23 protein-coding genes are annotated in these 21,958 nt (G+C 72.9%); 16 read left to right on the forward strand and 7 right to left on the reverse strand.

The genetic code is table 11. The features are described 5' to 3' along the window. The first annotated feature begins 42 nt into the window (after nucleotides 1–42). The 4 genes from AMOR_RS23990 to ygfZ all read left to right on the forward strand — a co-directional run bounded on the left by AMOR_RS23990 (nucleotide 43) and on the right by ygfZ (nucleotide 4,067). Nucleotides 43–999: a hypothetical protein gene (locus AMOR_RS23990; RefSeq protein WP_248354903.1), complete on the forward strand. Its 957-nt coding sequence runs from the start codon at nucleotides 43–45 to the stop codon at nucleotides 997–999. 9 nt (nucleotides 1,000–1,008) lie between these two features. Further along, a complete protein-coding gene (gene queG, locus AMOR_RS23995) occupies nucleotides 1,009–2,034 on the forward strand; it encodes a tRNA epoxyqueuosine(34) reductase QueG (protein ID WP_248354905.1) in 1,026 nt (341 codons plus the stop codon). Nucleotides 2,035–2,109: 75 nt separating this feature from the next. Beyond that, nucleotides 2,110–2,970, forward strand: coding sequence for a DMT family transporter (locus AMOR_RS24000; RefSeq protein ID WP_248354907.1), 861 nt, complete (start codon nucleotides 2,110–2,112; stop codon nucleotides 2,968–2,970). Nucleotides 2,971–3,137: 167 nt separating this feature from the next. Beyond that, the gene (gene ygfZ, locus AMOR_RS24005; protein WP_248354909.1) at nucleotides 3,138–4,067 is read left to right on the forward strand and encodes a CAF17-like 4Fe-4S cluster assembly/insertion protein YgfZ; all 930 of its coding nucleotides are present in this window, start codon (nucleotides 3,138–3,140) and stop codon (nucleotides 4,065–4,067) included. A gap of 90 nt (nucleotides 4,068–4,157) precedes the next feature. Here ygfZ and AMOR_RS24010 read toward each other — a convergent pair whose 3' ends face one another. The 3 genes from AMOR_RS24010 to AMOR_RS24025 form a co-directional block, all read right to left on the reverse strand. After that, entirely contained in the window at nucleotides 4,158–4,376 is a 219-nt protein-coding gene (locus AMOR_RS24010; RefSeq protein ID WP_248354911.1) for a hypothetical protein, read from the reverse strand. Nucleotides 4,377–4,378: 2 nt separating this feature from the next. Continuing rightward, the gene (locus tag AMOR_RS24015; RefSeq protein WP_318653826.1) at nucleotides 4,379–4,873 is read right to left on the reverse strand and encodes a peroxiredoxin; all 495 of its coding nucleotides are present in this window, start codon (nucleotides 4,871–4,873) and stop codon (nucleotides 4,379–4,381) included. Nucleotides 4,874–4,961: 88 nt separating this feature from the next. Further along, complete coding sequence (locus AMOR_RS24025) at nucleotides 4,962–5,375, reverse strand: NUDIX hydrolase (RefSeq protein WP_248354913.1); 414 nt, start codon at nucleotides 5,373–5,375, stop codon at nucleotides 4,962–4,964. A gap of 117 nt (nucleotides 5,376–5,492) precedes the next feature. Between AMOR_RS24025 and AMOR_RS24030 the strand changes: the two genes are divergently transcribed. From AMOR_RS24030 to AMOR_RS24040, 3 genes are read left to right on the forward strand one after another with little or no spacing between them, the layout of a single operon-like run. Next, on the forward strand, nucleotides 5,493–5,921 hold the full coding sequence (locus AMOR_RS24030) for a hypothetical protein (protein ID WP_248354915.1): 429 nt from the start codon (nucleotides 5,493–5,495) through the stop codon (nucleotides 5,919–5,921). Between the two features lie 17 nt (nucleotides 5,922–5,938). Beyond that, nucleotides 5,939–6,967 (forward strand): zinc-binding dehydrogenase, encoded by a 1,029-nt coding sequence (locus AMOR_RS24035; RefSeq protein WP_248354917.1) that lies wholly within the window; start codon nucleotides 5,939–5,941, stop codon nucleotides 6,965–6,967. Nucleotides 6,968–6,978: 11 nt separating this feature from the next. Beyond that, nucleotides 6,979–7,434 carry a hypothetical protein gene (locus AMOR_RS24040; RefSeq protein ID WP_248354918.1) on the forward strand — a complete coding sequence of 152 codons (456 nt, stop codon included), beginning with the start codon at nucleotides 6,979–6,981 and terminating at the stop codon, nucleotides 7,432–7,434. A 3-nt stretch (nucleotides 7,435–7,437) separates the two neighbouring features. Here the strand turns inward: AMOR_RS24040 and AMOR_RS24045 are convergent, their stop codons facing one another. After that, nucleotides 7,438–8,370 (reverse strand): zinc metalloprotease HtpX, encoded by a 933-nt coding sequence (locus AMOR_RS24045; protein WP_248354920.1) that lies wholly within the window; start codon nucleotides 8,368–8,370, stop codon nucleotides 7,438–7,440. A 136-nt stretch (nucleotides 8,371–8,506) separates the two neighbouring features. Here AMOR_RS24045 and AMOR_RS24050 point away from each other — a divergent pair, with 136 nt between their 5' ends. The 4 genes from AMOR_RS24050 (at nucleotide 8,507) to AMOR_RS24060 (ending at nucleotide 12,860) form a co-directional block, all read left to right on the forward strand. Continuing rightward, nucleotides 8,507–10,585 carry a DNA topoisomerase VI subunit B gene (locus AMOR_RS24050; RefSeq protein ID WP_248354922.1) on the forward strand — a complete coding sequence of 693 codons (2,079 nt, stop codon included), beginning with the start codon at nucleotides 8,507–8,509 and terminating at the stop codon, nucleotides 10,583–10,585. A gap of 94 nt (nucleotides 10,586–10,679) precedes the next feature. After that, the gene (locus AMOR_RS24055) at nucleotides 10,680–11,783 is read left to right on the forward strand and encodes a DNA topoisomerase IV subunit A (protein ID WP_248354924.1); all 1,104 of its coding nucleotides are present in this window, start codon (nucleotides 10,680–10,682) and stop codon (nucleotides 11,781–11,783) included. Nucleotides 11,784–11,835: 52 nt separating this feature from the next. Then, nucleotides 11,836–11,967 (forward strand): hypothetical protein, encoded by a 132-nt coding sequence (locus tag AMOR_RS29670; RefSeq protein WP_256468104.1) that lies wholly within the window; start codon nucleotides 11,836–11,838, stop codon nucleotides 11,965–11,967. 203 nt (nucleotides 11,968–12,170) lie between these two features. Then, nucleotides 12,171–12,860, forward strand: a complete 690-nt coding sequence (locus AMOR_RS24060; protein ID WP_248354926.1) for an adenine nucleotide alpha hydrolase — start codon at nucleotides 12,171–12,173, stop codon at nucleotides 12,858–12,860. Here the strand turns inward: AMOR_RS24060 and AMOR_RS24065 are convergent. Further along, nucleotides 12,857–13,672 carry a 3'-5' exonuclease gene (locus AMOR_RS24065; protein WP_248354928.1) on the reverse strand — a complete coding sequence of 272 codons (816 nt, stop codon included), beginning with the start codon at nucleotides 13,670–13,672 and terminating at the stop codon, nucleotides 12,857–12,859. The two genes, AMOR_RS24060 and AMOR_RS24065, sit on opposite strands and share 4 nt — an antisense overlap. Nucleotides 13,673–13,882: 210 nt before the next feature. Here AMOR_RS24065 and AMOR_RS24070 point away from each other — a divergent pair, with 210 nt between their 5' ends. Beyond that, nucleotides 13,883–14,284: a hypothetical protein gene (locus AMOR_RS24070; RefSeq protein ID WP_248354930.1), complete on the forward strand. Its 402-nt coding sequence runs from the start codon at nucleotides 13,883–13,885 to the stop codon at nucleotides 14,282–14,284. Between the two features lie 73 nt (nucleotides 14,285–14,357). On the opposite strand, the gene AMOR_RS24075 is transcribed toward AMOR_RS24070, so the two are convergent. After that, nucleotides 14,358–15,497, reverse strand: a complete 1,140-nt coding sequence (locus tag AMOR_RS24075) for an acyltransferase family protein (RefSeq protein ID WP_248354932.1) — start codon at nucleotides 15,495–15,497, stop codon at nucleotides 14,358–14,360. Nucleotides 15,498–15,598: 101 nt separating this feature from the next. On the opposite strand from AMOR_RS24075, the gene AMOR_RS24080 reads away from it, so the two are divergent. Beyond that, nucleotides 15,599–16,510, forward strand: coding sequence for a hypothetical protein (locus tag AMOR_RS24080; RefSeq protein WP_248354934.1), 912 nt, complete (start codon nucleotides 15,599–15,601; stop codon nucleotides 16,508–16,510). A gap of 63 nt (nucleotides 16,511–16,573) precedes the next feature. On the opposite strand, the gene AMOR_RS24085 is transcribed toward AMOR_RS24080, so the two are convergent. After that, nucleotides 16,574–17,347 (reverse strand): NYN domain-containing protein, encoded by a 774-nt coding sequence (locus tag AMOR_RS24085; RefSeq protein ID WP_248354936.1) that lies wholly within the window; start codon nucleotides 17,345–17,347, stop codon nucleotides 16,574–16,576. Between the two features lie 204 nt (nucleotides 17,348–17,551). Here AMOR_RS24085 and nifA point away from each other — a divergent pair, with 204 nt between their 5' ends. The 3 genes from nifA (at nucleotide 17,552) to nifD (ending at nucleotide 21,910) form a co-directional block, all read left to right on the forward strand. Beyond that, nucleotides 17,552–19,192 carry a nif-specific transcriptional activator NifA gene (gene nifA, locus AMOR_RS24090; protein WP_248354938.1) on the forward strand — a complete coding sequence of 547 codons (1,641 nt, stop codon included), beginning with the start codon at nucleotides 17,552–17,554 and terminating at the stop codon, nucleotides 19,190–19,192. A 374-nt stretch (nucleotides 19,193–19,566) separates the two neighbouring features. Then, complete coding sequence (gene nifH / locus AMOR_RS24095; protein ID WP_248354940.1) at nucleotides 19,567–20,436, forward strand: nitrogenase iron protein; 870 nt, start codon at nucleotides 19,567–19,569, stop codon at nucleotides 20,434–20,436. 28 nt (nucleotides 20,437–20,464) lie between these two features. Further along, complete coding sequence (nifD, locus tag AMOR_RS24100) at nucleotides 20,465–21,910, forward strand: nitrogenase molybdenum-iron protein alpha chain (protein WP_248354942.1); 1,446 nt, start codon at nucleotides 20,465–20,467, stop codon at nucleotides 21,908–21,910. Nucleotides 21,911–21,958: the final 48 nt, after the last annotated feature.

Below are 21,958 nucleotides of genomic sequence, written 5' to 3' on the forward strand. Positions count from 1 at the left end.
CGCTAAGACGTCTCCCCGTCCGCGACCGGAGCCCGACCCGACATGCCCGATCCCCGTCCCCCCTCGCCGTTCACCCTCTGGCTGGAGGAGGCGCTCACCGGCTGGATCCTGCCGGTGGCCGGCCTCGTCGCCCTGGGCATCGCCGCCGGGCTCTACCTGCTCGGCTATCTCCCGGAGGGCGCGACCGCGGCGGTGGTCGCGGTGCTCGCCGGGCTCCTCGCGGCGGTGCACGTCGTGAAGCCCGCGCTCGCGCCCCGCGCGGACGGCGTCGCGCGGATCCTCGCGGGGATCGCCGCGGCGGGGGCGCTGGTGCTCGCCGTCGTGCCGCCCGTCGAGTCCGTCACGCCGGGAACGCCGCTCATCGAGGGCTCGCTGCCGGAGCGGGGCGCCACCATCGCGCTGCCCGCGTCCACGCCGTCCCACGTGCGCCTGCTCGTGCACGTGCCGCTCCCGCAGACCGGCACGCCCGAGGTCCGCTTCCGGATCACCGGCACGGAGCCGCCCGCGGAGGGGAAGCTCGAGCGGACCTACTCGTCGGCGCGCGTCGGCCGGAGCGGCCGCACCCAGGTCGCGCACGACCGGTCCTCGACGTACGTCGCCACGCGACTCGCCGGCGGCGCGCCGGCGCTCGTGCTCGATCGACTCTCCGGCGAGCGTGCCGGGGACCTCCAGGTCGCGGTGTTCCCGGACCGGATCCCGCCGGCGCTCCACTGGACGCTCGCGATCGCCGTCGTGCTCCTCGCGGCCGCCGCGGAGGCGCGGCTCCGCAAGGGCTCGAGCGCCGCGGTGGCCGGCATGGCGGTCGCGTTCGGCCTGCTGGTCGCCGACAACGCGACGCCGACGTCCGCCATCGGCACGACGCTCGGATCCGTCCTCCTCGGCGGCATCGCCGGCGCCGCCGCGGGCGGGCTCGCGGCGTTCCTCGCGAAGCGGGTCGTCCCCGCGGCGCCCCCGCCGCCGCGCGCGGCGGCGGCGGCGGCGGCGCAGCGGAGCCGCTAGAACCCGGGCGTGGCCGGGCCCCTCGACAGCGCCGCGGTGAAGGCGGCCGCCCGCCGCGCCGGCTTCTCGAAGTGCGGGATCGCGTGCGCGGAGCCGCTCGACCCGGCGCCGCTCGATCGCGTCCTCGCCCGCGGCGGCGAGGCCGACATGGTTTGGCTCCGCACGCAGCGCGCGGAGCGGCTCGATCCCGCCCGGCTCCTGCCCGGCGCGCGGAGCGTCGTCGCGCTCGCGCTCGCGTACGGCGCGGCGGCCGGCGACCCGGCGCCGCCGCCCGGCGCGGGGGAGGTGGCGCGGTACGCGCGGGGGCGCGACTACCACGCCGTCGTGAAGAAGAAGCTGAAGGCGCTCGCCGCGGGGATCGCGGAGGTGGACCCGGATGCCCGCGTGCTCGCGACGGCGGACGTCGCGCCCGTGATGGAGAAGGCCTGGGCGCAGCGGGCGGGGATCGGCTGGGTCGGGAAGAACGGCTGCCTCATCACGCCCGAGCACGGCAGCTGGGTGGTGCTCGCGACGGCGCTCCTCGACCGGGAGCTCGAGCCGGACCCGCCGCACCCGGAGCGCTGCGGGAGCTGCGACGCGTGCCTGCCGGCGTGCCCGACGGGCGCGATCCCCGAGCCCGGCCTCGTCGACGCGCGCCGCTGCATCTCGTTCTGGACGATCGAGCGGCGCGGGCCCATCCCCGGCGACGTCGCGGGCGGCCTCGGGCGGTGGATGTTCGGCTGCGACGACTGCCAGACGGCCTGCCCGTGGAACCGGGCCGGCGCCGTGGCCGGCGACCCCGGGCTCGCGCCCCGCCCCGAGCAGGCGGCCCTCGGGATCGACGACCTGCTCGCGCTGACCGAGGACGAGTACCGGCGGCGTTTCTGGGGCACGGCGCTGGCGCGGGCGCGTTACGACGGGCTCGTGCGCAACGCGGTCCTCGCGGCGGGGCGGTCCGGCGACCGCCGGTACCGCGCCGCGGTCGCGGCGCTCGCCGGGAGCCCGCACGAGGCCGTGCGGGAGGCGGCGCGGTGGGCGGTGGCGCGGCTCGGGTGACGGCGGCGCGCGGCGGCCATGCGGGCGGAGGCCGGCTCGCGCGCCGGGCGCCGGTCGGCTAGATTCCGGCCGCCGATGGTTCACCTCGTGATGCTCCTGCACTCGGTCATCTCGGCCGGGACCTACCTCGCCGCGAAGCGGGCGCTCGGGGAGCTCTCGCCCTTCGAGGTGGCGCTCGCGCGGTTCACGCTCGCCGGGCTCGTGTTCGGCCTGCTCCTCTGGAGCCGGCACGTGCGCATCGAGCGGCGCGACCTGCTCGGGCTCGGGCTCCTCGGGTTCGTGGCCGTCCCGCTGAACCAGGGCTTCTTCCTCGCCGGGCTCGCCTGGTCGACGCCGGGGCACGCGGCGCTGCTGTACGCGCTCACGCCGATCTTCGTGTTCCTCTTCGCGCGCGTGCGGCTCGGGGAGCGGGCGACGGCGCTCAAGGTGCTCGGGATCGGGGTCGCGTTCGCGGGCGTGCTCGTCGTGCTCGGCGCGCGCGGCTCGGTCGCGCTCGGCGGGTCGTCGCGGATGCTCGCCGGCGACCTGCTCATGCTGCTCGCGGTCGTGGCGTGGGCGATCTTCGCCGTCGGCGGCAAGGTGTACGCGGAGCGGTACGGGCCCGTCGTGTCGACGAGCGCCGCGATCGTGGCGGGGACGGTGCTGTACCTGCCGGTCGGCTTCGTGGCGTCCGACCTGCACCGGTTCGCGAGGCTCTCGCCGGCGGGCTGGGCGGCCCTCCTGTACCTCGTGGTGTTCACGAGCGTCGTCGCGTACCTGCTCTACTACTGGTCGCTCGCGCGGGCCGAGGCGAGCCGCGTGGCGATCTGGTCGAACCTGCAGCCCGTGCTCACGGCGCTGCTCGCGTGGGGGCTGTACGGCGACCGGCTCACCGGGCCGTTCCTCGCGGGCGGGGCGATGGTGCTGGCGGGAGTGGTGCTGACGGAGCGGGGGTAGGGTCGGAGCGGGGGTAGGGTCCGTGGATCGGGCAAGGTCCAGGGTCCACGGGCCACGGGACGCGGGTCACGGGAACGGGTCGTCGGGCACGTGTACGGGCACGGTGACGGGCACGAGCTCGTGGGCCTCGCGGCGCCCTCCACCTCCGCGTGTTATCCAAGCGTCCGATGACGACGCCCGACCCGCTCACCGCCGCCCGCACCTCCCTCGCCGTGGGCCCCGTCCTCGCGCGGACGTTCCTGCGCGCCACCGGCAAGGACGCGCGGGACTACCTGCACCGGATGTCCACGCAGGACGTCCTGAAGCTCGCGCCCGGGCAGGCCGCCTACGCCGCCTTCCTGAACGCGAAGGGGCACCTCCTCGGCGAGGGGCACGTGCTGGGCGAGGCGGACGGCCTGCTGCTCGAGCTGGATCCAGCCGCCGGCGCCGAGACCCGCGCCCACCTCGAGAAGTTCGTCATCATGGACGACGTCGTGTTCGAGGACGTCTCGGAGTCGCTGCGGGTCCTGCCCGTGCTCGGCCCCGACGCTCCGGCCCGGCTCGGCGACCGCGGCGGCGCGCGCCGTGTCCCGACCGCGCGCCGCGGGGCGCCGGCGATCGATCTCTGGCTCGCGCCGGCCGACGCCGAGACCCTCCGCGCCGCGCTCGTGGCGGACGGCGCCGCGCCGCTGACCGCGGAGGACCTCGAGGTGCTGCGGATCCTCGGGGGGGTCGCCCGGTTCGGCGCGGACCTGGACGCGACGCGGCTGCCGATGGAGGCGGGGCTCACGCGCGCGGCGATCTCCTTCTGCAAGGGCTGCTACATCGGGCAGGAGGTGGTGCTCCGGGCCACCGCGCGGGGCCACCTGCAGCGCGGGCTGGTGCAGCTCGCGCTGCCGCCCGGCGCCGGGCCCGGCACGCCGCTCGCGGCAGGCGGCGCCGAGGTCGGCGTGGTGACGAGCGCCGTCGACACGCCGGAGGGGCGTGTCGGCCTCGGCTACCTCCGCCGGGCGTACTGGAAGGAGGGCGAGCGCGTCGCGGCGGGCAGCGCCGGCGACGCCGTCGTCCGGAAGGTGATCGTAGAGGACGGTCTGGCCGGGGCGGGACCGGGCGTGTAGCCAACCGCCGTCGTGCCCGTGGCCGTGCCCGTACACGTGCCCGAAAGCCCGGGAGGACTTCTCTCCGAGTTGCCGAGCACGACCGGGCTGCTACGCCTCCGCGACCGGGATCTCGGGGCCCTTCGCCCGGTCCTGGCGCTCGGGCAGCGAGTCCAGCTCGCGCCGTACGATCGCGAGCTCGTCCTTCAGCTCTGCCCGGAGCGCGCGGATCTCGCCGCGCACGTCCTCGAACGTGTACCGGATCTCCTCCGCGGAGATCCCGAGCAGCCGCCGGCGGACCTCCGACACGAACGCATCGATGAGCCGCATGGCTACGTCCCCTTGTTCTTGTGCACCGGGCACGACGCGATCGCTCCCGCCGGATCGATGGCGTCGCTCCCGGTTACGATCTGCTTCACCGTGCCGTCCTTGTCGAGGACGAACGTGGCGCGGTTCGCGAGGCCGAAGATCATCAGCCCTCCGTACTGCCTCGCCACCTTGCCGCCCGCGTCCGAGAGCAGCGGGTAGGGCGCCTTCGTCTCCTCCTTGAACCTCTTCTGAGTCGCCACGTCGTCCACCGACACGCCCACGATCTGGGCTCCCTTCCCGACCACGTCCGCGTACCGATCCCGGTACGCCGAGATCTCGCGCGTTCAACCAGCGGTGAACGCCTTCGGGTAGAAGGCGAGGATGACCGGACCCTGCTCGAGGAGCTTCGACAGCATCACCGGCTTCCCGTCGGTATCGGGGAGGGTGAAGTCGGGCGCCTTGTCGCCGACCTTGAGCGGCGTCGCGCCGAGGAGCATCGCGACCAGCGGCAGCATCATCGGGAGAGCCTCCGCGCGGTTCCTTAGCTGCGCCGCTCGGGCGGGGCAACGAGTCCCGGGCGGGCCGCCTCCCCTGCGGGCGCGGCCATCACGCGCGGAGCCGCTCGTACCGCGAGACGAGCACCTCGACGACGTCGCGGTGGTAGAAGCCGACCTGATCCGGCAGCTCCGCGAGGGTCCGCGCCGACCAGCCGGACACGGGAGCGCCCGGCGCGGGGTCGCCGCCGGCGACGGCGCCGGCGAACACGAGCGCGAGGTGGTCGGCGTCGCCGACCCGCTCCGCCCGCGTCCCCACGACCACCAGGTCCTCGAGATCGAGCCCGAGCTGCGCCTTCACGATCGCGGCGGCCTTCTCCCCGGGCTGCTCACCGGCGTCGAGGACGCCGGACGGGAGCCAGAAGCGGCCGAGCTGCGCCTGGCCGTGGAAGCCGCCGATCACCTCGGCGACGACGATCCGCCGCGCCTCGAGCACGATGGGGACGACGTCGATCCGGACGATCATGGGCGCGCTCCACGGGCGGGACGGCGATACCAGCGCCGCCCCTCCAAGACCCCCGGAGGTCTAGCCGCCCCCACGGGCCCCTGGCAAGGATTGGCGCGCGGGGGTACTTGCAGGGTCATGGACCGGATCTCCCGCAGCTCGGCCCTGGCGCCGCTGCTCCTCGTCGCCACGCTCGCGTGCGGCGAGAGCCGGCAGGCGAAGCTGTTCCACCAGATCCGCTCCGACTGCGCCTCGGCCGCGGCGAACGGGTGGACGCTCCTCCAGGCCGAGGAGTCGTTCAGCGGGGCCGACGTCGGGAGCCAGGTCCTCCTCAGCGAGACGGACATCGGCACGCTCGATCCGGACACGTGCGGCACCGCCTCGGCGACGAACCCCGTGGGCCAGGTGTTCTGGGAGTGGGTGGCGACGGACACGTCGCTCTGCAACGCCGCCGGCGGTTGCTGCCTCATCTGCGAGGTGCGGGTGAAGAAGTCGGACCTCGACGCGAAGGGCACGAGCGCGCCGATCTGCGCGAGCCGCGCGGCGGAGGGACAGGTCTGCCAGTAGCCGTCTAGGATGTCCGCATGCGCGCGGCGACGATCCGGGCCCACGGCGGCCCCGAGGTGGTCGAGGTCGGCGAGGTCCCCGAGCCGAGGCCCGGGCCGGGCCAGGTCGCGGTGGACGTCCGCGCGGCCGCGCTGAACCACCTCGACCTGTGGGTGCGCCGCGGGTGGCCGGGCCTCCACGTGTCGTTCCCGCACGTGCTCGGCTCGGACGTCGCGGGCGTGGTCGCGGAGGTCGGCCCCGGCGTCGACGCGCCGAGACCGGGCGACGCGGTCGTGCTCTCGCCGGGCATCGGGTGCGGCCGCTGCCCGCGGTGCCTCGCCGGCGAGGAGAACCTCTGCCGCCGGTACACCATCATCGGCGAGCACGTCGCCGGCGGCCAGGCGGAGCGGATCGTGGTCCCGGCCCGGAACGCCCTCCCGAAGCCGCCGGCGCTCTCGTTCGAGGAGGCCGCCGCGGTGCCGCTCACGTTCCTCACGGCGTGGCACGCCCTCGCCGGCCGAGCGCGGGTGCGGACGGGCGAGACCGTGCTCGTGCACGCCGCGGGCTCCGGCGTCGGCGTCGCGGCGGTGCAGATCGCGAAGCTCCTCGGGGCGCGCGTCATCGCCACCGCCGGCTCGGACGCGAAGCTCGAGAAGGCGCGTGCCCTCGGGGCGGACGAGCTCGTGAATTACGAGACGACGGACTTCGTCCACGAGGTCAGGCGGCTCACCGACCGCCGCGGGGTCGAGGTCGTGCTGGAGCACGTCGGGAAGAAGACCTGGGAGGGCTCGATCCTCGCCGCCGCGCTCGGCGGCCGGATCGTGACGGTCGGCGCGACGACCGGGTGGGACCCGGTGACGGACCTGCGCCACGTCTTCTACCGGCAGCTCTCGATCCTCGGCTCGACGATGGGGAGCGCGGCGGAGCTCGCCCTGGTGCTGCGGTTCGTCGTCGAGGGCAAGCTCCGGCCGGTGGTGGACCGGGTGCTCCCGCTCGCGGCGGTCCGCGACGCGCAGGCGCTGCTTGCCGATCGCGCGCAGTTCGGGAAGATCGTGCTCACGCCCTAGAGGAGGGGATCATGAACGGAAGGAACCTGACGCGCCTCGGCGCCATCGCCACCGTCGCGCTCGCCGTGGCGGGCTGCGGCCAGAGCAACACGAGCTGTCCCACCGAGACGCCCAGGGTCGATCAGGTGCAGAGCTGTACCGTCGCTCCCGGTGCCACCGTCGGCGTCCGGCTCAACATCTGCCCGACCTGCAACCAGACGGCGGCGAGCTGCACCGCGGACCTGTCGCAGCTCGGATCGTCGAACACCATCGCTCTCGACCCGATCACCGACTCGTGCGAGCCGGCCAACTCGTGCCCGAGCCCGAGCTGCGCCGTGAACGGCGTGACCTGCACGTTCAACGCGCCGACGACGCCGGGTGACTACACGATGATCGTCTTCGATCCGGCGTCGAACGGCACCAGGTCCGCGACGCTGACGGTCGCCAGCGGACCGACGAGCTGCGCGTTCACGACGGCCGGGCTGTAGCCGCTACGCGAACCGCACCCCCGGCCGCATCTCGCGGAGCCGCCGCACGCGCTCCTCGATGGGCGGGTGCGTGGAGAACAGGCTCATCACCCGCTCCGCCGCGCCGTGGAACGGGTTCACGATGAACAGGTGCGCTGTCGCGGGGCCGCCGAACTGGTACGGGATGGCCTCGTTGCCGCGCTCCAGCGTGAGCAGCGCCTCCGCGAGCGGCTCCGGGTCCCCGACCAGCTCCGCGCCGGAGGCGTCCGCCCCGTACTCGCGCGAGCGGGAGACCGCGAGCTGGATGACGAGCGCGAGGATCGGCGCGAGCACCGCCCAGGCGAGCATCTCGAGCACCGATCCGCCCCGGTCGTCCTCGCGGCGCATCCCGCCGAGCAGCGCGCCCCAGCGGACCATGTAGCCGATGGTCGAGATGAGGCCGGCGATGGCGGCGGCCATCGTGGAGATGAGGATGTCGCGGTTCCGGACGTGCGAGAGCTCGTGGGCGAGCACGCCCTCGAGCTGCCGCGCGTTCAGGATCCGGAGGATGCCCTCGGTCACCGCGACCGCCGCGTGCGACGGGTTCCGGCCCGTCGCGAAGGCGTTCGGGGTCTCCGAGGGGATGACGTAGAGGCGCGGCATCGGCATCCCCGCCTTGCGGGTGAGCCGCTCCACGATGGCGTACACCTCGGGGAGCTGCTCGCGCGTCACCGGCTGGGCCCGGTGCGCCATCAGGGCGAGCTTGTCCGAGAACCAGTAGGACAGGAAGTTGAAGAGCAGGCCGATGCTCCCGAAGAGGAGCATCCCCTGGGCGCCGCCGACCACGTTGCCGCCGATGGCGAGCAGGGCGATCAGGAAGGCCATCAGCATGGCCGTCTTCGCGTAGTTCCGGCCCACGCCCGGCATCCTCGTGGAGGTGGGCATCCCGCGCGGCTGGGCAGCGTCGTTCCAGGGCATGGCCCTCCTGTAACCACCGGTCGGGCTTCGTCAATCCGGCCGGCCGCCCGAGCGCCCGGCGGGTGCCGCTTTCTCGCGAACGGGGCCGGGGCGTGCTAAAGGGCGATGGGCAGGCGATATCGCGAGGTTACGCGTGATGGCGGGTCGGAAGGTCGTGGCGGCGAAGGCGTCGAAGACGGCGAAGACCAAACCGGCCGGCCGGGGTGCCGGCCAGCTCGAGCTCGTCCCGGTGGAGCCCGCGGCCCGGAAGGGCGCGCGCCCACCGCCACCCCCGCCGCGGCGCGCCCGCGCGGCCGCCGCCGTGGCCCCCGCGCCGGACGCGCCCGTCGCGGCGGTCGCGACCGAGGACGCCGCGGCGCCCGACGCTCTCGCCGCGAAGGCGCCGCGCCGCCGCGCGACCGCCGAGCAGATGGCGGCGAAGCAGCGCGAGATCTCCATCTCCGAGTTCTTCACCAAGAACCGGCACCTCCTCGGCTTCGACAACGCGTCGAAGGCGCTCCTCACGACCATCAAGGAGGCCGTGGACAACTCGCTCGACGCCTGCGAGGAGGCCGGCATCCTCCCGGAGATCACCATCGAGGTCCGGGACCTCGCCCTGAACGCGAAGGGCGAGGGCGAGCTGACCAAGGGCGAGGGGCGCTTCGTCGTCGTCGTCGAGGACAACGGTCCCGGCATCGTGAAGGCGCAGGCGCCGAAGATCTTCGGGAAGCTCCTCTACGGCTCCAAGTTCCACCGCCTGAAGCAGTCCCGCGGGCAGCAGGGCATCGGCATCAGCGCCGCCGCGATGTACGGCCAGCTCACGACCGGCCAGCCCATCCGCGTGACCTCGCGCATCGGCAAGGGAAAGCCGGCCCACTTCTTCGAGATCCAGATCGACACCCGGAAGAACAACCCGGTCGTCACCGAGGACCGCGAGCTCGCCGACTGGCACCAGGAGCACGGCACCCGGGTCGAGCTGGAGATCGTCGCGAACTGGCAGCAGGGGCAGCGGTTCGTGAACCGGTACGTCGAGCACACCGCGCTCTCGAACCCGCACGCGACCTTCCACTACGTCCGCCCGCGGCAGGAGCCGCTCACGTTCCCGCGCGCCGTCGAGGAGCTGCCGAAGGAGGCCCTCGAGATCAAGCCGCACCCGCACGGCGTCGAGCTCGGCGCGCTGATGCTCATGGCGCAGGACTCGAAGAGCCACGACGTGCGCGGGTTCCTGCAGACCGCGTTCTCCCGGGTGTCGGCCACCGTCGCGAACGAGATCGTGAAGCGCGCCGGGTTCAAGGCGAAGGTCCGCCCACGCGACCTCGCGGAGGACCGGACGCTCGCGGCGAAGCTGCACGAGGCGATCCGCGACACGAAGATCATGGCGCCGCCGACGCAGGTGCTCTCGCCCATCGGCGACACGCTGATGAAGAAGGGGCTCGTCTCGTTCCTCACCGTCATCGAGACCGAGGGCCCGGAGGACGACGAGCAGCTCGACCTCGACCAGGCGAAGAAGAAGAAGGCCTCGAAGAAGGAGAAGGAGGCGAAGGCCGAGGCGCCCGAGGTGCCCGACGCGCCGCCCGAGGAGGGCGTCGAGAAGATCAAGGGGCACAACTACTTCATCGCGACGGTGACGCGGCCGCCGAAGGTGTACCGCGGGAACCCGTTCCAGGTGGAGGTCGGCCTCGCGTACGGCGGCTCGTGGCCCGCCGACAAGCCCATCGAGCTCTTCCGCTTCGCGAACCGCGTCCCGCTCCTGTTCCAGAAGAGCGCGTGCGGCATGACCGAGGCGATCGTCAAGACCGACTGGCGGAACTACCTCCTCTCGCAGCCGAAGGGCTCGCTCCCGGTCGGCCCGATGGCGCTCCTCGTCCACATCGCGAGCGTCTGGGTGCCGTTCACGAGCGAGGCGAAGGAGGCCGTCGCGCACTACCCGGAGATCACCCGCGAGATCCAGCTCGCCGCGCAGGAGTGCGGCCGCAAGCTCGCCGCGCACATCCGGAAGAAGCAGCACGCCGACTACCAGGCGCAGCGACGCAGCATCTTCGAGCTCTACATCCAGGAGGTCGCGCAGGCGATCGGGAAGATCACGAAGAAGAGCCCGGAGCCGATCAAGCGCGACTTCCTCCGGCTCGCCGACAAGGTGACGGAGCAGGAGCTCGCGGAGCAGGACGCGGCGCTCGAGGAGCAGTCGAAGAAGATCACGAAGCGCCCGCGGCGCTCGGAAGAAGAGGACGAGTAAACCGGTGCAGCCCTTCGACCCCCCGCTCATCCCGAGCGTAGCCCCGCGCAGCGGGGCGGAGTCGAGGGACGCTCAGGGTGAACGGGGATAAGGTATGGCGCGCCTCGACCAGGTCGACAAGAAGACGGTCCAGAAGATCGAGAAGCTCGCGGACTCGGTGCTGCGGAGCGTGAAGGGCGGGAAGAACCCGTTCGTCGAGATCCCGATCCGCTCCCTCGCGAACGTGCAGTTCAACGCGAAGCGGCGGCTCATCGAGCTGAAGGATCAGAAGCAGAAGCGCTACTTCTTCAACGTCTCCATGGCGAAGAAGTTCATGCAGACGTTCCTCGTCTCCGAGGCGTGCAAGGAGCTCATCGACGCCGGGAAGACGACCAGCATCCGCGACCTGTACTACATGACGAAGCACGGCCTCGGGGACACGAAGCAGAACACCTTCGAGGAGCAGGAGGAGTCGGACCCGATCATCGAGGACCTCGAGGTCGCCATCGACTCGCTCCGCGAGGAGCTGCACCTCTTCGCGTCCGGCCGTGGCTCGATGGTCGGGCCGATGACCATCCGCGACACCGGCGACACCATCGACCTCCGGCGCATGGGCTCCGGCGGCTGGTCGGTACCCTCGATCGTCGAGGAGCACGTCGTCCAGTTCGGGAAGACCGAGGCGAAGTACGTCCTCCTCATCGAGAAGGACGCGGTCTGGAAGCGCTTCAACGAGGACAAGTTCTGGCAGCGCGAGAAGTGCATGATCGTGACCGGCCTCGGCCAGCCGCCGCGCGGGGTGCGTCGCATCGTGCAGCGGATGGCGAGCGAGCTGAAGCTGCCGGTGTACGTCCTGGTCGACAACGATCCCTGGGGCTTCTACATCTACTCGGTGCTGAAGCAGGGCTCGATCAACCTCGCCTACGAGTCGATGCGGATGGCCGTCCCGGGCGCCCGCTTCATCGGGCTCTCCTCGTTCGACAAGGCCAAGTACAAGCTCCCGTCGAACGTCTCGATCCCGATGAACGATCAGGACAACTCGCGGGCGAAGCAGATGCTCGCCTACCCGTGGTTCAAGGCGAGCCAGTGGCAGCGCGAGATCGAGGAGATGGTCCGCTCCGGGGAGAAGTACGAGCTCGAGGCCCTGTCCCGGCGCGGCATCAGCTTCATCACCGAGGAGTACCTGCCGCGGAAGCTGCGCGACCGCGACTGGCTCGAGTAGCGGTCCCGGTGTAGAACCGCCCATTCAACGAAGGACTTCGAAGGAGGATCACATGCCCGCCAAGCGTGGGAACCGCACCAAGCGGAAGGTGTCGAACCGGTCGGCGACGAAGCGCGCCACGGCGAAGGGGAAGCGGAAGCTGTCCATCAAGCGGAAGCGCCGCGCGAAGCGCGGGGCGAAGTAGCCGCCCGCGTCACTCGCCGCGTCCAGGCCGGCGCACCGGGATCGTCCCGGCGCCGGCCTCGTCGCGTTTGCGCCGGACGCGTGCCGCGGACGCCGGCGAGGGCCGTCTCCCGGCCCGAGGACGGCGGCCCCGCGCTCCGCCCCGGCCGAAGCTCCCGCAACGCGCCGTAGGTCACGGCGCAGGCCATGCCGTAGGATGCGCGGATGTCGACCTCGAGACCGAGGGCCCTCGTCGCCTGGTCCAGCGGGAAGGACTCCGCCTGGGCGCTCCACCTCGCGCGCGCCGCCGGCGAGCACGAGATCGTGGGGCTCCTCACCACCGTCACCGAGACGTTCGACCGGGTGGCGATGCACGCCGTCCGCCGCACCCTCCTCGCGCGCCAGGCCGACGCCGCGGGGTTGCCGCTCCGCGAGGTGCGCATCCCGTGGCCGTGCTCGAACGAGCGCTACGAGGCCGAGATGGCGGCGGCCGTCGCCGCGGCGCGCGCCGAGGGCGTCACGCGGGTGATCTTCGGCGACCTGTTCCTCGAGGACATCCGCGCCTACCGGGAGCGGCAGCTCGCCGGCACGGGCCTCGCCCCGGTCTTCCCGCTGTGGGGCCGGGACACCGCGCTGCTCGCGCGAGAGATGATCGCGGGAGGCCTCGAGGCGATCCTGACCTGCGTCGATCCGCGGCGCGTGGACCGCGGGCTCGCGGGGCGCCGCTTCGACGCGGCGCTGCTCGCGGCGCTCCCGCCGGGCGTCGATCCGTGCGGGGAGAACGGCGAGTTCCACACGTTCGCCTGCGCGGGGCCGATGTTCCGCGCGCCCGTCCCGGCGGCGGTCGGCGAGGTGGTCGAGCGCGACGGCTTCGTCTTCGCCGACGTGGACGCGCCGGCCGCGGCGGCCCGCTAGCCGGCGCGCGCCGGCGCAGGCTCGGCCGCCGTCGCGAAGAACGGGGCGCAGCGATCCAGGAAGCCGTCGAGCGCCGTGCGCTCGGCGGGGCGGAGCCGGCGCGCGAGGAGCCGGGGCAGCGTCTGTCGCGCCGCCTCCGCGCTCTCAGCGTACCCGTCGGGTGTGAGCGACCCGTCCACGAGCCGGAGCCGCAGGAACAGGAGGAACGTCTGCACGACGTCGCTCATGCAGTACGCGGCGATGCGGTCGAGCGCGCCGGCGGCGTAGAGCGCCTGGACGTCGGCGCCGGCCACGTCCTCCTTGCCCGGGAGGCCGACGAGCTTCGCGTAGAGATCGAGGGGCGCGGCGGTCGCGGCGCCGGCGAGGAGCTCCTTCAGATCGTGGTGATCCGCGCCGCCGCTCCGGCGGGCGGCGGCGAACCAGGCCGGCGTGGGGATGCCGTGCTTCAGCGACCGCAGCTCGAGGACGGGAAGGTCGAAGCCCTTCCCGTGGAAGGTCACGAGCGAGGCGCCCTCGAGCCGCCGCCAGACGCCCTCGAGCAGCTCGGCCTCCGGCTCGCGCGCATCGGTCCAGGCGACCGCGTCCGTCACCTGCACGACGCCGCCGTCCTCGACCGCCTCGAGCAGGCACGCCGCGATCGGGCGGTGATACGGCAGGGGGAGGAAGTCGCTCCGGCCGCCGGTGCGCGCGCGGCGCGCGTCGAGCACCCGGCGGAGCTGCTCCGTGTACGGCCGGGTGGGCTCGCCATCGACGGCGGAGACGAGGGCCTCGTCGGGAACCGTCTCCAGGTCGAGGGTCACGAACCTGCGCACGGGCAACACTGTCGCAGCCCGGTCTGACAGCACGCGCCCCGCGCGAGACGCGGTCGCCGGCGCTCGCCGAGCACCCCTTTGGACGCGCCGCGTCGAGGCCGGGACCCTCTACGATATCGCCTGAGTTCACGCCCATTCACGAGGATGCGATTCCACCCTCGGTCCGGGGACCGAAGGCCCGGACCCGTCGGATTTCACGGAGAGGACACCATGGCCGAGACGCAGAGCACCGCCGCAGTGACACCGGAGAGGCCGACGCACCGGGGACCGCTGGAGGAGCTCCAGGCCCGCTTCGAGACGCTCGAGTCGGAGGGACGGGGGCGGCTCCGGAAGGCGCTCGGCGCCGGCAGCGGCGCGCTCCTCGGGCTCGACGAGGCGCTCGCGCGGGTCTCGAGCGAGGACTGGTCGGTCGAGGGGTTGCGCAAGCGCCTCGGCGTGCTGCGCGCCCGGGCCGAGAACCTCCGCGCCGCCGCCCTGAAGCGCGTGGCGGAGATGCCCGGCTCCGCGGTCTCCGCGATCGCCACGACCTCGCGCACCCCCGTGCAGAACCTCGCGCGGGAGCTCGACCGGCTCGCGAAGCGGCTCGATCCCGCGGACGTGGACAAGCACTGACGGCAACGCCGTTCGTGGTGAGCGTGTCGAACCACGAGCGGGCGCCTTCGACGGGCCGAGGGCGAACGGGGCCTCAGCGCCCGCCCGCCTCCGCGCCGCGCCGCGGCGGCTCCGCCGAGAGCCGCGCGCGCAGCCAGCGGCGGACGGGCCGCTCGAACGAGACCGACACCGCGACCGCGATCCCGGTCGCGGCGGCGCAGAACGCGATCACGAAGGCAGGCGACGCCGGCGCCCGCTCGGCGCCGGCGAGGAGCCGCGCCCAGCGCCAGAGCGGCTCCTGGAGCGCGTACAGCGCGAAGGCGGCGTCTCCGAGCGTCCGCGCCGGCGTCGAGGAGAGCACGCCGGCGAGGAGGCCGTCGCCGCGCGCGAGCCCGAGGAGCGCGATCGCGTAGAGCGGCACGAGCAGGCCGTTGTGGAGGAGGACGTACGGCGCCCGCCCGGAGGCGATGATCGCCGCGGCCGCCGCGAGGGCGACCCCCGCGATCGCGCCGCCGCCGCGCGGCAGCGCGAGGCCGCGGCGGTGCAGGAGGCCGAGCGAGACGCCGGCGAGGAACTCGCCCGCGCGCGGGACCGGGTGGAACTTGAGGGCGAGGAGCCAGGGAGGCTCGTGCGGCCGCGCCACGGCGCCGGGGCCGTCCGGGGCGAGCGCGAGGTAGAGGAGGGGGAACGCGAGGGAGAGGCCCCACGCGGCGCCGAGCGCGACGAGCAGGCCGCGCCGCCGGAGCCGGCCGAGGCGCGCGGCGACGAACGGGAACGCCGCGTAGAACGACGCGACGACCGAAGTGGACCACCCCGGCGCGTTCCACAGCCGGGCGATGGGCGGCAGCCAGGCGTGGACCAGCAGCAGCGTCGCCACGGCGACGACGCCCATCTTCGCCGCGGCGACGGGCCCGCCGTCCCACCAGCGCTCGGCCGCGAACGGCGCCGAGAGGAGGAAGGCGATCGCGTACGCCGGGTACAGCCGCGCGAGCCGCGCGGCCAGGAAGGCCCGCCGCTCCGGCGGCCCCATCGGCTCGGGATGGGCGTGGGCGAGCACGAAGCCCGACAGCACGTAGAAGAGGCCGACCCATGCGTAGCCGCCCACCTGCAGCCGCCCGGCCCAGGCGGGCGCGCCCGCGATGAGGGGGGCGCCGTAGTGGAACAGCAGGATCGCGAGCGCGGCCGCGAAGCGGAGTCCCGTCAGGGCGCCGAGTCGCGGTGGTGCGGACGGCACGGATGGAAGGTGTGCGCGCTGCCGCCACGGTGGTACGGCCCGGGCGCGCCGTCCCCGGCGCCAGCCTTGACATGTCCCGCGCGGAGGCCTCGTCTGTGGCCATGGAGCGCCCGCGCAGGAGGGAGCCAGCCCGGGCGGCGCTGGCCGCCGTCGTCCTCGGTGCGACGCTCGCAGCCGCCGACGCGGCGCGGGCCGTCGAGCCGCGCACGACGCTGTCGCTCGATCAGTACGCGCGCGGAAACCCCGAGGGGGTCACCGTGTCCGCCACCCTGGCGCGGCAGTGGGATCAGCCGGACGGCGCGGGGCCGCTGGCGCAGGGGCGGTACGCCCTCGCCAGCGCCGGGCTCGGCCTCTGCCCGGCGTGGGCGCAGCTCTCGCTCGGCGGCGAGTGGGTCCCCGTGGCGCCGCTCCAGCTCCGCGCGCAGTACGATCTGTTCGGGTTCTTCGGCGCGAACGGCGCGCTCCTCGCGGTGGCGGGGCCCGACGCGCGCTTCGGGCGGGACGAGCTCACGGCGCTCGCGGGGCGGGAGCGCGCGGGCCTCGGGCACCGCCTCCTCCTCGCCCCGACGCTGCGCGCGCGGGCCGGCCTGGTGATCCTTCGGAGCCAGACCGACGTCGCGCTGTACCGGCTCACCGCCGAGGCGGGCTTTCGCTACGAGTCCGAGTACGACACGCTCGTCGGGCGCGATGACGTCGTTCTCCAGAACCGGACGGCGCTCCTCGTCCCGTGGCCCGGCGCCGGCGCCGCGGTCCTGGTCGGGCCGGTCCACGAGATCACGTGGGCGGCCCGCGCCGACCTGGCGCGGGAGCGGATCGGGGGGCTCGCGTACTGGACGCCCGCCGGGCCGGTGCTCGGGCTCGACCGCCCGCGGATCCTCGTGTACGCAGGAGTGAACCTGCGCGACCGGAACCGCGCCGGCGAGCCCTTCGCGATCGTGGGCGTGGGCGGAGACGTGGACGTCGCCCCCCGCCGCGCCGCACCGGAGCCGACGTCAGCGGCGAGCCGCCCGTGACGCCGGCGAGCCCGCCGCTCTCCCGCGGACCGACGCCAGGGGATCCGACGCCTGGTGCCGCCCCTAGGCCGGCAGCACGTACCACTGCCCCTTCGCGCCCTGCTCGCGGCGGAGGAGCCCGTCCGCCTCCATCGCCTCGAGGAGACGCGTGAAGGACGAGAACCCGTGCTCGCGCTCGTCGAAGTCCGGCTCCTTGCGGACGATCGCGGCCTTGATCGCGGAGGGGTTCACGGGGCCGGCGGCGCGCGAGAGGATCGACGCCACCGCGTCCCGGGCGATCTCGGGGATCACCTTCTCCTTCGGGCGCTCCTTCTCCTTTTCCTTCTCCCTCTCCTTCGCGGTCGGCGGCGAGCCGTCGCGGCGCTTCGACGAGCCGGGGCGCAGGTAGATGAACTCGTCGCAGGCCTTCACGAAGAGCGGGCTCGTCGCGTCCTTCACCGCCATCCCGATGACGGTGCGGTCGTTCTCGCGGAGCTTGTAGGCGAGCGGGCAGAAGTCGGAGTCGCCGGAGGCGATGACGAAGCTGTCGATGTGCTCGCGGAGATAGCAGAGCTCGAGGGCGTCGATCACCAGCCGGACGTCCGCGCCGTTCTTCCCGGCCTGGGTCGAAGGGGGGACGTCCACCAGCTCGACGCCCTTGTCGTGCAGCCGCTTGGTGGCGGGCGCGAACCGCGTCCAGTCGGCGTAGGCCCGGCGGAAGACGACCTTGCCCTTCTCCAGGAGCGTGTCGAGGGCGGGCTGCAGGTCGAACGTCTCCGCGGCGATGCCGGTGCGGGTGACGAGGTTCTCGAAGTCGATGAAGAGGGCGATGCGTTGATCGCCGGATTCGCGCTTCATGGGGCGCAACGTGGCAGGGTGGGCGGCCAGGCGCAAGGAAAACGTCCCGCTGCGGGGGCCTTCGAGCCCGTCCGGCGGGCACGCCGCTGCCCCGAACCGCGGCCCGGCGGCGTCGGCCGGGGCGCAGGGGGCGCGCGATCTCCCGTACGGCGCGGGGGCGCGCCCGCACCCTCGGTGGCACCCGCCTTGCTTTGGCCACCCGGGGTGGAGCCCCGGCGCGCCGATCTCGAGACCGAGGCCCTCCACGAGATCACCCGCGTCCTCGCCTACTCGGCCGACCTCAACAAGGCGCTCACCTCCGTGCTGCACGTGCTCCGGCTCGTGCTCGGGATGGAGAACGGCACCGTCTCGCTGTTCGACCCGGTCACCGGCGAGGTCTTCATCGAGGCGGCGCCGGAGATGGCCGACGCGGAGCGGATCCTCGGCAGGCTGCGTCCGGGGGAGGGGATCGTCGGCCGGATCTTCCAGGCGGGGATGCCGATGGTCGTGCCCGACGTCGGCGCCGAGCCGCTGTTCCTGAACCGCACCGGGAGCTGGCGCAACCTCGAGGAGGAGCCGCGCGCGTTCCTCGGCGTCCCCGTCCGCGATGCCCGCGCGACGCTCGGCGTGCTCACGGTCGACCGGCGCCACCGCGAGGGTCCCATCTCCTTCGATCGGGACCTCCGGCTGCTCGCGATCGTGGCCGGGATGATCGGGAGCCGCGTGCGGCTCCAGCAGCTCCAGGATCCCATGCACCGCGCCGGCGCGGAGGAGCGGACGGCGCCCCCCACCGCGAGCGAGCCCCAGCCCGGGATCGTGACCGCCAGCGCGCGCATGCTCGGCATCCTCGAGACGCTCGCGCGCGTCGCGCAGAGCCGCGCGACGGTCCTCCTCCGCGGCGAGAGCGGGACCGGCAAGGAGCTGTTCGCCCGCGCGGTCCACGACGCGAGCCCCCGCGCCGCGCGGCCGTTCGTGGCCGTGAACTGCGCCGCGATCCCGGAGCAGCTCGCGGAGAGCGAGCTGTTCGGCCACGAGAAGGGCGCGTTCACCGGCGCCACCGCCGCGCAGAAGGGTCGGTTCGAGCTCGCCGACGGCGGGACGCTCTTCCTGGACGAGATCGGCGAGCTGCCCCTCGCGGCGCAGGCGAAGCTCCTGCGCGTGCTGCAGGAGCGCCAGTTCGAGCGGCTCGGCGGGCGCAGGCCGGTCACGGTGGACGTGCGCCTCGTGGCGGCGACGAACCGGGACCTCGAGGACGCGGTCCGGCAGGGCGCGTTCCGCCTCGACCTGTACCACCGCATCTCGGTGGTGACGGTGATGCTCCCGGCGCTCCGCGAGCGGCCGGAGGACGTCGTGCCGCTCGTCGACCACTTCCTGCGCCAGCTGAACGAGGAGAACGGGCGCCACGTGCGGCTCGCCTCCGACGCCGTCGAGGAGATGCGCCGTTGCCGGTGGTCTGGGAACGTCCGGCAGCTCCGGAACTGCGTCGAGCGGATCGTCGTCTCGACGGCGCGCGAGGTCGTCGGCGTCGAGGACCTCGCCTGCGCGGGGTGCCTCCTCGAGACGCTCGACGCGCCGCGGGAGGTCGCGCGCCCGGCGCCGCCGACGCTCGCCCCGGTTGCCTCCTCGCCCGCGCCCGCCCCCTCCTCGGAGGCGCCGCCCGCGTCGCCGCCGCCGCCGGGGTCTGGCGAGGACCCGGACGCGAGCGGAGACGACGGCCCGGCGCCCGCGGGGGAGCGCGAGCGCATCGCCGAGGCGCTCGCGCGGACCGGGTTCGTGCAGGCGAAGGCAGCGCGCCTGCTTGGGATGACCGTCCGCCAGCTCGGCTGGCGGATCCGCAAGTACGGCATCACCATGCAGCGCTACTGAAAGACCGAGCACGATTCGGAAGCACCCGGTCGCCCTGAGCGTAGCGGCGCGGAGCGCCGCGAAGTCGAAGGGCGGGCCAGGCCGTGCTTCGACTTCGCGCCCGCTGCGCGGGCGCTACGCTCAGCACGAACGGACTGGAATCCATCGCGAGCCACGCGCTTTCGTCCGGCGCGTCCGGAACCCGACACGCGGCGACGTCCGGAACCCGACACGGCGCGCGTCCGGAACCCGACATTCCCCGCCCCTCTGCGCAGCGGCAGGCACGGATCCGCCGTTTTCCACGCGATCCGCGCCGCGCGGCGCGCGGTACGGCCCTTGCTCTTGGTGCAGGACGTAGCGCAACGCGGCAGCCACGAGCCAGGAGACCACGACACATGAGGCAGATCGCGATTTACGGGAAGGGCGGCATCGGGAAGTCGACGACCACGCAGAACACGGTCGCCGGCCTCGCGTCGCTCGGCAAGAAGGTGATGATCGTCGGCTGCGATCCGAAGGCCGACTCCACCCGCCTCATCCTGCACGCGAAGGCGCAGGCGACCGTGATGGACCTCGTGCGTGAGCGCGGGACGGTGGAGGACCTCGAGCTCGCCGACGTGATGAAGGTCGGCTTCGGAGGCGTGAAGTGCGTCGAGTCCGGCGGCCCGGAGCCGGGAGTCGGCTGCGCCGGCCGCGGCGTCATCACGGCCATCAACTTCCTCGAGGAGAACGGGGCCTACACGCCCGACCTCGACTTCGTGTTCTACGACGTCCTCGGCGACGTCGTGTGCGGCGGCTTCGCCATGCCGATCCGCGAGAACAAGGCGGAGGAGATCTACATCGTCGTCTCCGGCGAGATGATGGCGATGTACGCGGCGAACAACATCGCGCGCGGCATCCTCAAGTACGCGAGCACCGGCAAGGTCCGGCTCGCCGGCCTCATCTGCAACTCGCGCAACACCGACCGCGAGGCGGATCTGATCGAGGCCCTCGCGAAGCGGCTCGGGACGCAGATGATCCACTTCGTCCCCCGCGAGAACCAGGTCCAGCGCGCGGAGCTGCGCCGGATGACGGTCATCGAGTACTCGGCGCAGCACAAGCAGGCCGACGAGTACCGCGCCCTCGCCCAGAAGATCGCCGACAACAAGAAGCTGGTCGTCCCGACGCCGCTGCAGATGGAGGAGCTCGAGGACCTGCTCATGGAGTTCGGGATCATCGCGAACGAGGACGAGTCCATCGTCGGCGTCGCAGAGGCGGCCTCCGCGTAGCCAGAGCGCACCACTCCAGGAGCGAGACATGTCCAGCCCGGTGAAGACGGTCGACGGCATCACGAAGGAGTCGACCCAGAAGATGATCGACGAGGCCCTCGAGGCCTACCCGGAGAAGGGGAAGAAGAAGCGCGCGCCGCACCTCGCGCCGAACGACCCCGGCTCCGGCAGCGCCTGCGTGAAGTCGAACCGGAAGACGGTTCCCGGCGTGATGAGCGCGCGCGGCTGCGCGTACGCCGGCGCGAAGGGCGTGGTGTGGGGGCCGATCCGCGACATGGTGCACGTCTCGCACGGCCCGGTCGGCTGCGGGTGGTACTCGTGGGGCACGCGCCGCAACCTGATGACGGGCGTGAACGGCGTCACGCAGTTCGCGATGCAGTTCACGTCCGACTTCCAGGAGAAGGACATCGTCTACGGCGGCGACAAGAAGCTGGCGGTCCTCCTCAAGGAGGCGAAGGAGCTGTTCCCGCTCGCGAAGGGCATCTCGGTCCTGTCCGAGTGCCCGGTCGGCCTCATCGGCGACGACATCAACGCCGTCGCGAAGACGATGTCGAAGGAGCTCGACCTCCCGGTGATCCCGTGCAACTGCGAGGGCTTTCGCGGCGTCTCGCAGTCGCTCGGGCACCACATCTCGAACGACACGATCCGCGACTACATCATCGAGACGCGGGAGTTCGCGGAGCCGGAGACGCCGTACGACATCGCCCTCATCGGCGACTACAACATCGGCGGCGACGTCTGGTCGGTGAAGGCGCTGCTCGAGGAGTGCGGCCTGAACGTGAAGGCCACCTGGACCGGCGACGGCGAGATGGAGCGCATCGCCGCGACGCACAAGGTGAAGCTCAACGTGATCCACTGCTACCGGTCCATGAACTACATGTGCAAGGTCATGGAGGAGAAGTACGGGATCCCGTGGATCGAGCTGAACTTCTTCGGCCCGACCAAGATCCGGGAGAGCCTCCGCAAGCTCGCCGAGCGCTTCGACGAGGCGATCAAGGCCAAGGTCGAGAAGGTCATCGCGAGGTACGACGCGATGATGCAGAAGGTGATCGACACGTACCGCCCGCGCCTCGAGGGCAAGAAGGTGATGCTGTACGTCGGCGGCCTCCGCCCGCGCCACACCGTGGGCGCGTACGAGGACCTCGGGATGGTGGTGGTCGGCTCCGGGTACGAGTTCGCCCACAACGACGACTACGAGCGCACCAGCCCCGAGATGCCCGACGCGACCGTCATCTACGACGATGCGTCCGAGCACGAGCTCGAGCACTTCGTCCACGCGCTGAAGCCCGACCTGGTCGCGAGCGGCATCAAGGAGAAGTACGTCTTCCAGAAGATGGGCCTTCCGTTCCGGCAGATGCACAGCTGGGACTACTCCGGCCCGTACCACGGCTACCAGGGCTTCCCGGTGTTCGCCCGGGACATCGACATGGCCGTGAACAGCCCGACCTGGAAGCTCGTGAAGAGCCCGTTCTAGCCGTCACCGGAACATCCGACGTCTCACCCCACCGTGGCACGGATTGGT

Source organism: Anaeromyxobacter oryzae, assembly GCF_023169945.1.
Taxonomy (GTDB): Bacteria; Myxococcota; Myxococcia; order Myxococcales; family Anaeromyxobacteraceae; genus Anaeromyxobacter; species Anaeromyxobacter oryzae.

Excerpts from the sequence above, each read along its gene's own strand:
- AMOR_RS23990 (WP_248354903.1), top strand. The coding sequence starts at position 43 with ATGCCCGATCCCCGTCCCCCCTCGCCGTTCACCCTCTGGCTGGAGGAG.
- AMOR_RS24000 (WP_248354907.1), top strand. The coding sequence starts at position 2,110 with ATGGTTCACCTCGTGATGCTCCTGCACTCGGTCATCTCGGCCGGGACC.
- ygfZ (WP_248354909.1), top strand. The coding sequence starts at position 3,138 with ATGACGACGCCCGACCCGCTCACCGCCGCCCGCACCTCCCTCGCCGTG.
- AMOR_RS24010 (WP_248354911.1), bottom strand. The coding sequence starts at position 4,376 with ATGCGGCTCATCGATGCGTTCGTGTCGGAGGTCCGCCGGCGGCTGCTC.
- AMOR_RS24025 (WP_248354913.1), bottom strand. The coding sequence starts at position 5,375 with ATGATCGTCCGGATCGACGTCGTCCCCATCGTGCTCGAGGCGCGGCGG.
- AMOR_RS24030 (WP_248354915.1), top strand. The coding sequence starts at position 5,493 with ATGGACCGGATCTCCCGCAGCTCGGCCCTGGCGCCGCTGCTCCTCGTC.
- AMOR_RS24035 (WP_248354917.1), top strand. The coding sequence starts at position 5,939 with ATGCGCGCGGCGACGATCCGGGCCCACGGCGGCCCCGAGGTGGTCGAG.
- AMOR_RS24040 (WP_248354918.1), top strand. The coding sequence starts at position 6,979 with ATGAACGGAAGGAACCTGACGCGCCTCGGCGCCATCGCCACCGTCGCG.
- AMOR_RS24045 (WP_248354920.1), bottom strand. The coding sequence starts at position 8,370 with ATGCCCTGGAACGACGCTGCCCAGCCGCGCGGGATGCCCACCTCCACG.
- AMOR_RS24050 (WP_248354922.1), top strand. The coding sequence starts at position 8,507 with ATGGCGGGTCGGAAGGTCGTGGCGGCGAAGGCGTCGAAGACGGCGAAG.
- AMOR_RS24055 (WP_248354924.1), top strand. The coding sequence starts at position 10,680 with ATGGCGCGCCTCGACCAGGTCGACAAGAAGACGGTCCAGAAGATCGAG.
- AMOR_RS29670 (WP_256468104.1), top strand. The coding sequence starts at position 11,836 with ATGCCCGCCAAGCGTGGGAACCGCACCAAGCGGAAGGTGTCGAACCGG.
- AMOR_RS24060 (WP_248354926.1), top strand. The coding sequence starts at position 12,171 with ATGTCGACCTCGAGACCGAGGGCCCTCGTCGCCTGGTCCAGCGGGAAG.
- AMOR_RS24070 (WP_248354930.1), top strand. The coding sequence starts at position 13,883 with ATGGCCGAGACGCAGAGCACCGCCGCAGTGACACCGGAGAGGCCGACG.
- AMOR_RS24080 (WP_248354934.1), top strand. The coding sequence starts at position 15,599 with ATGGAGCGCCCGCGCAGGAGGGAGCCAGCCCGGGCGGCGCTGGCCGCC.
- AMOR_RS24085 (WP_248354936.1), bottom strand. The coding sequence starts at position 17,347 with ATGAAGCGCGAATCCGGCGATCAACGCATCGCCCTCTTCATCGACTTC.
- nifH (WP_248354940.1), top strand. The coding sequence starts at position 19,567 with ATGAGGCAGATCGCGATTTACGGGAAGGGCGGCATCGGGAAGTCGACG.
- nifD (WP_248354942.1), top strand. The coding sequence starts at position 20,465 with ATGTCCAGCCCGGTGAAGACGGTCGACGGCATCACGAAGGAGTCGACC.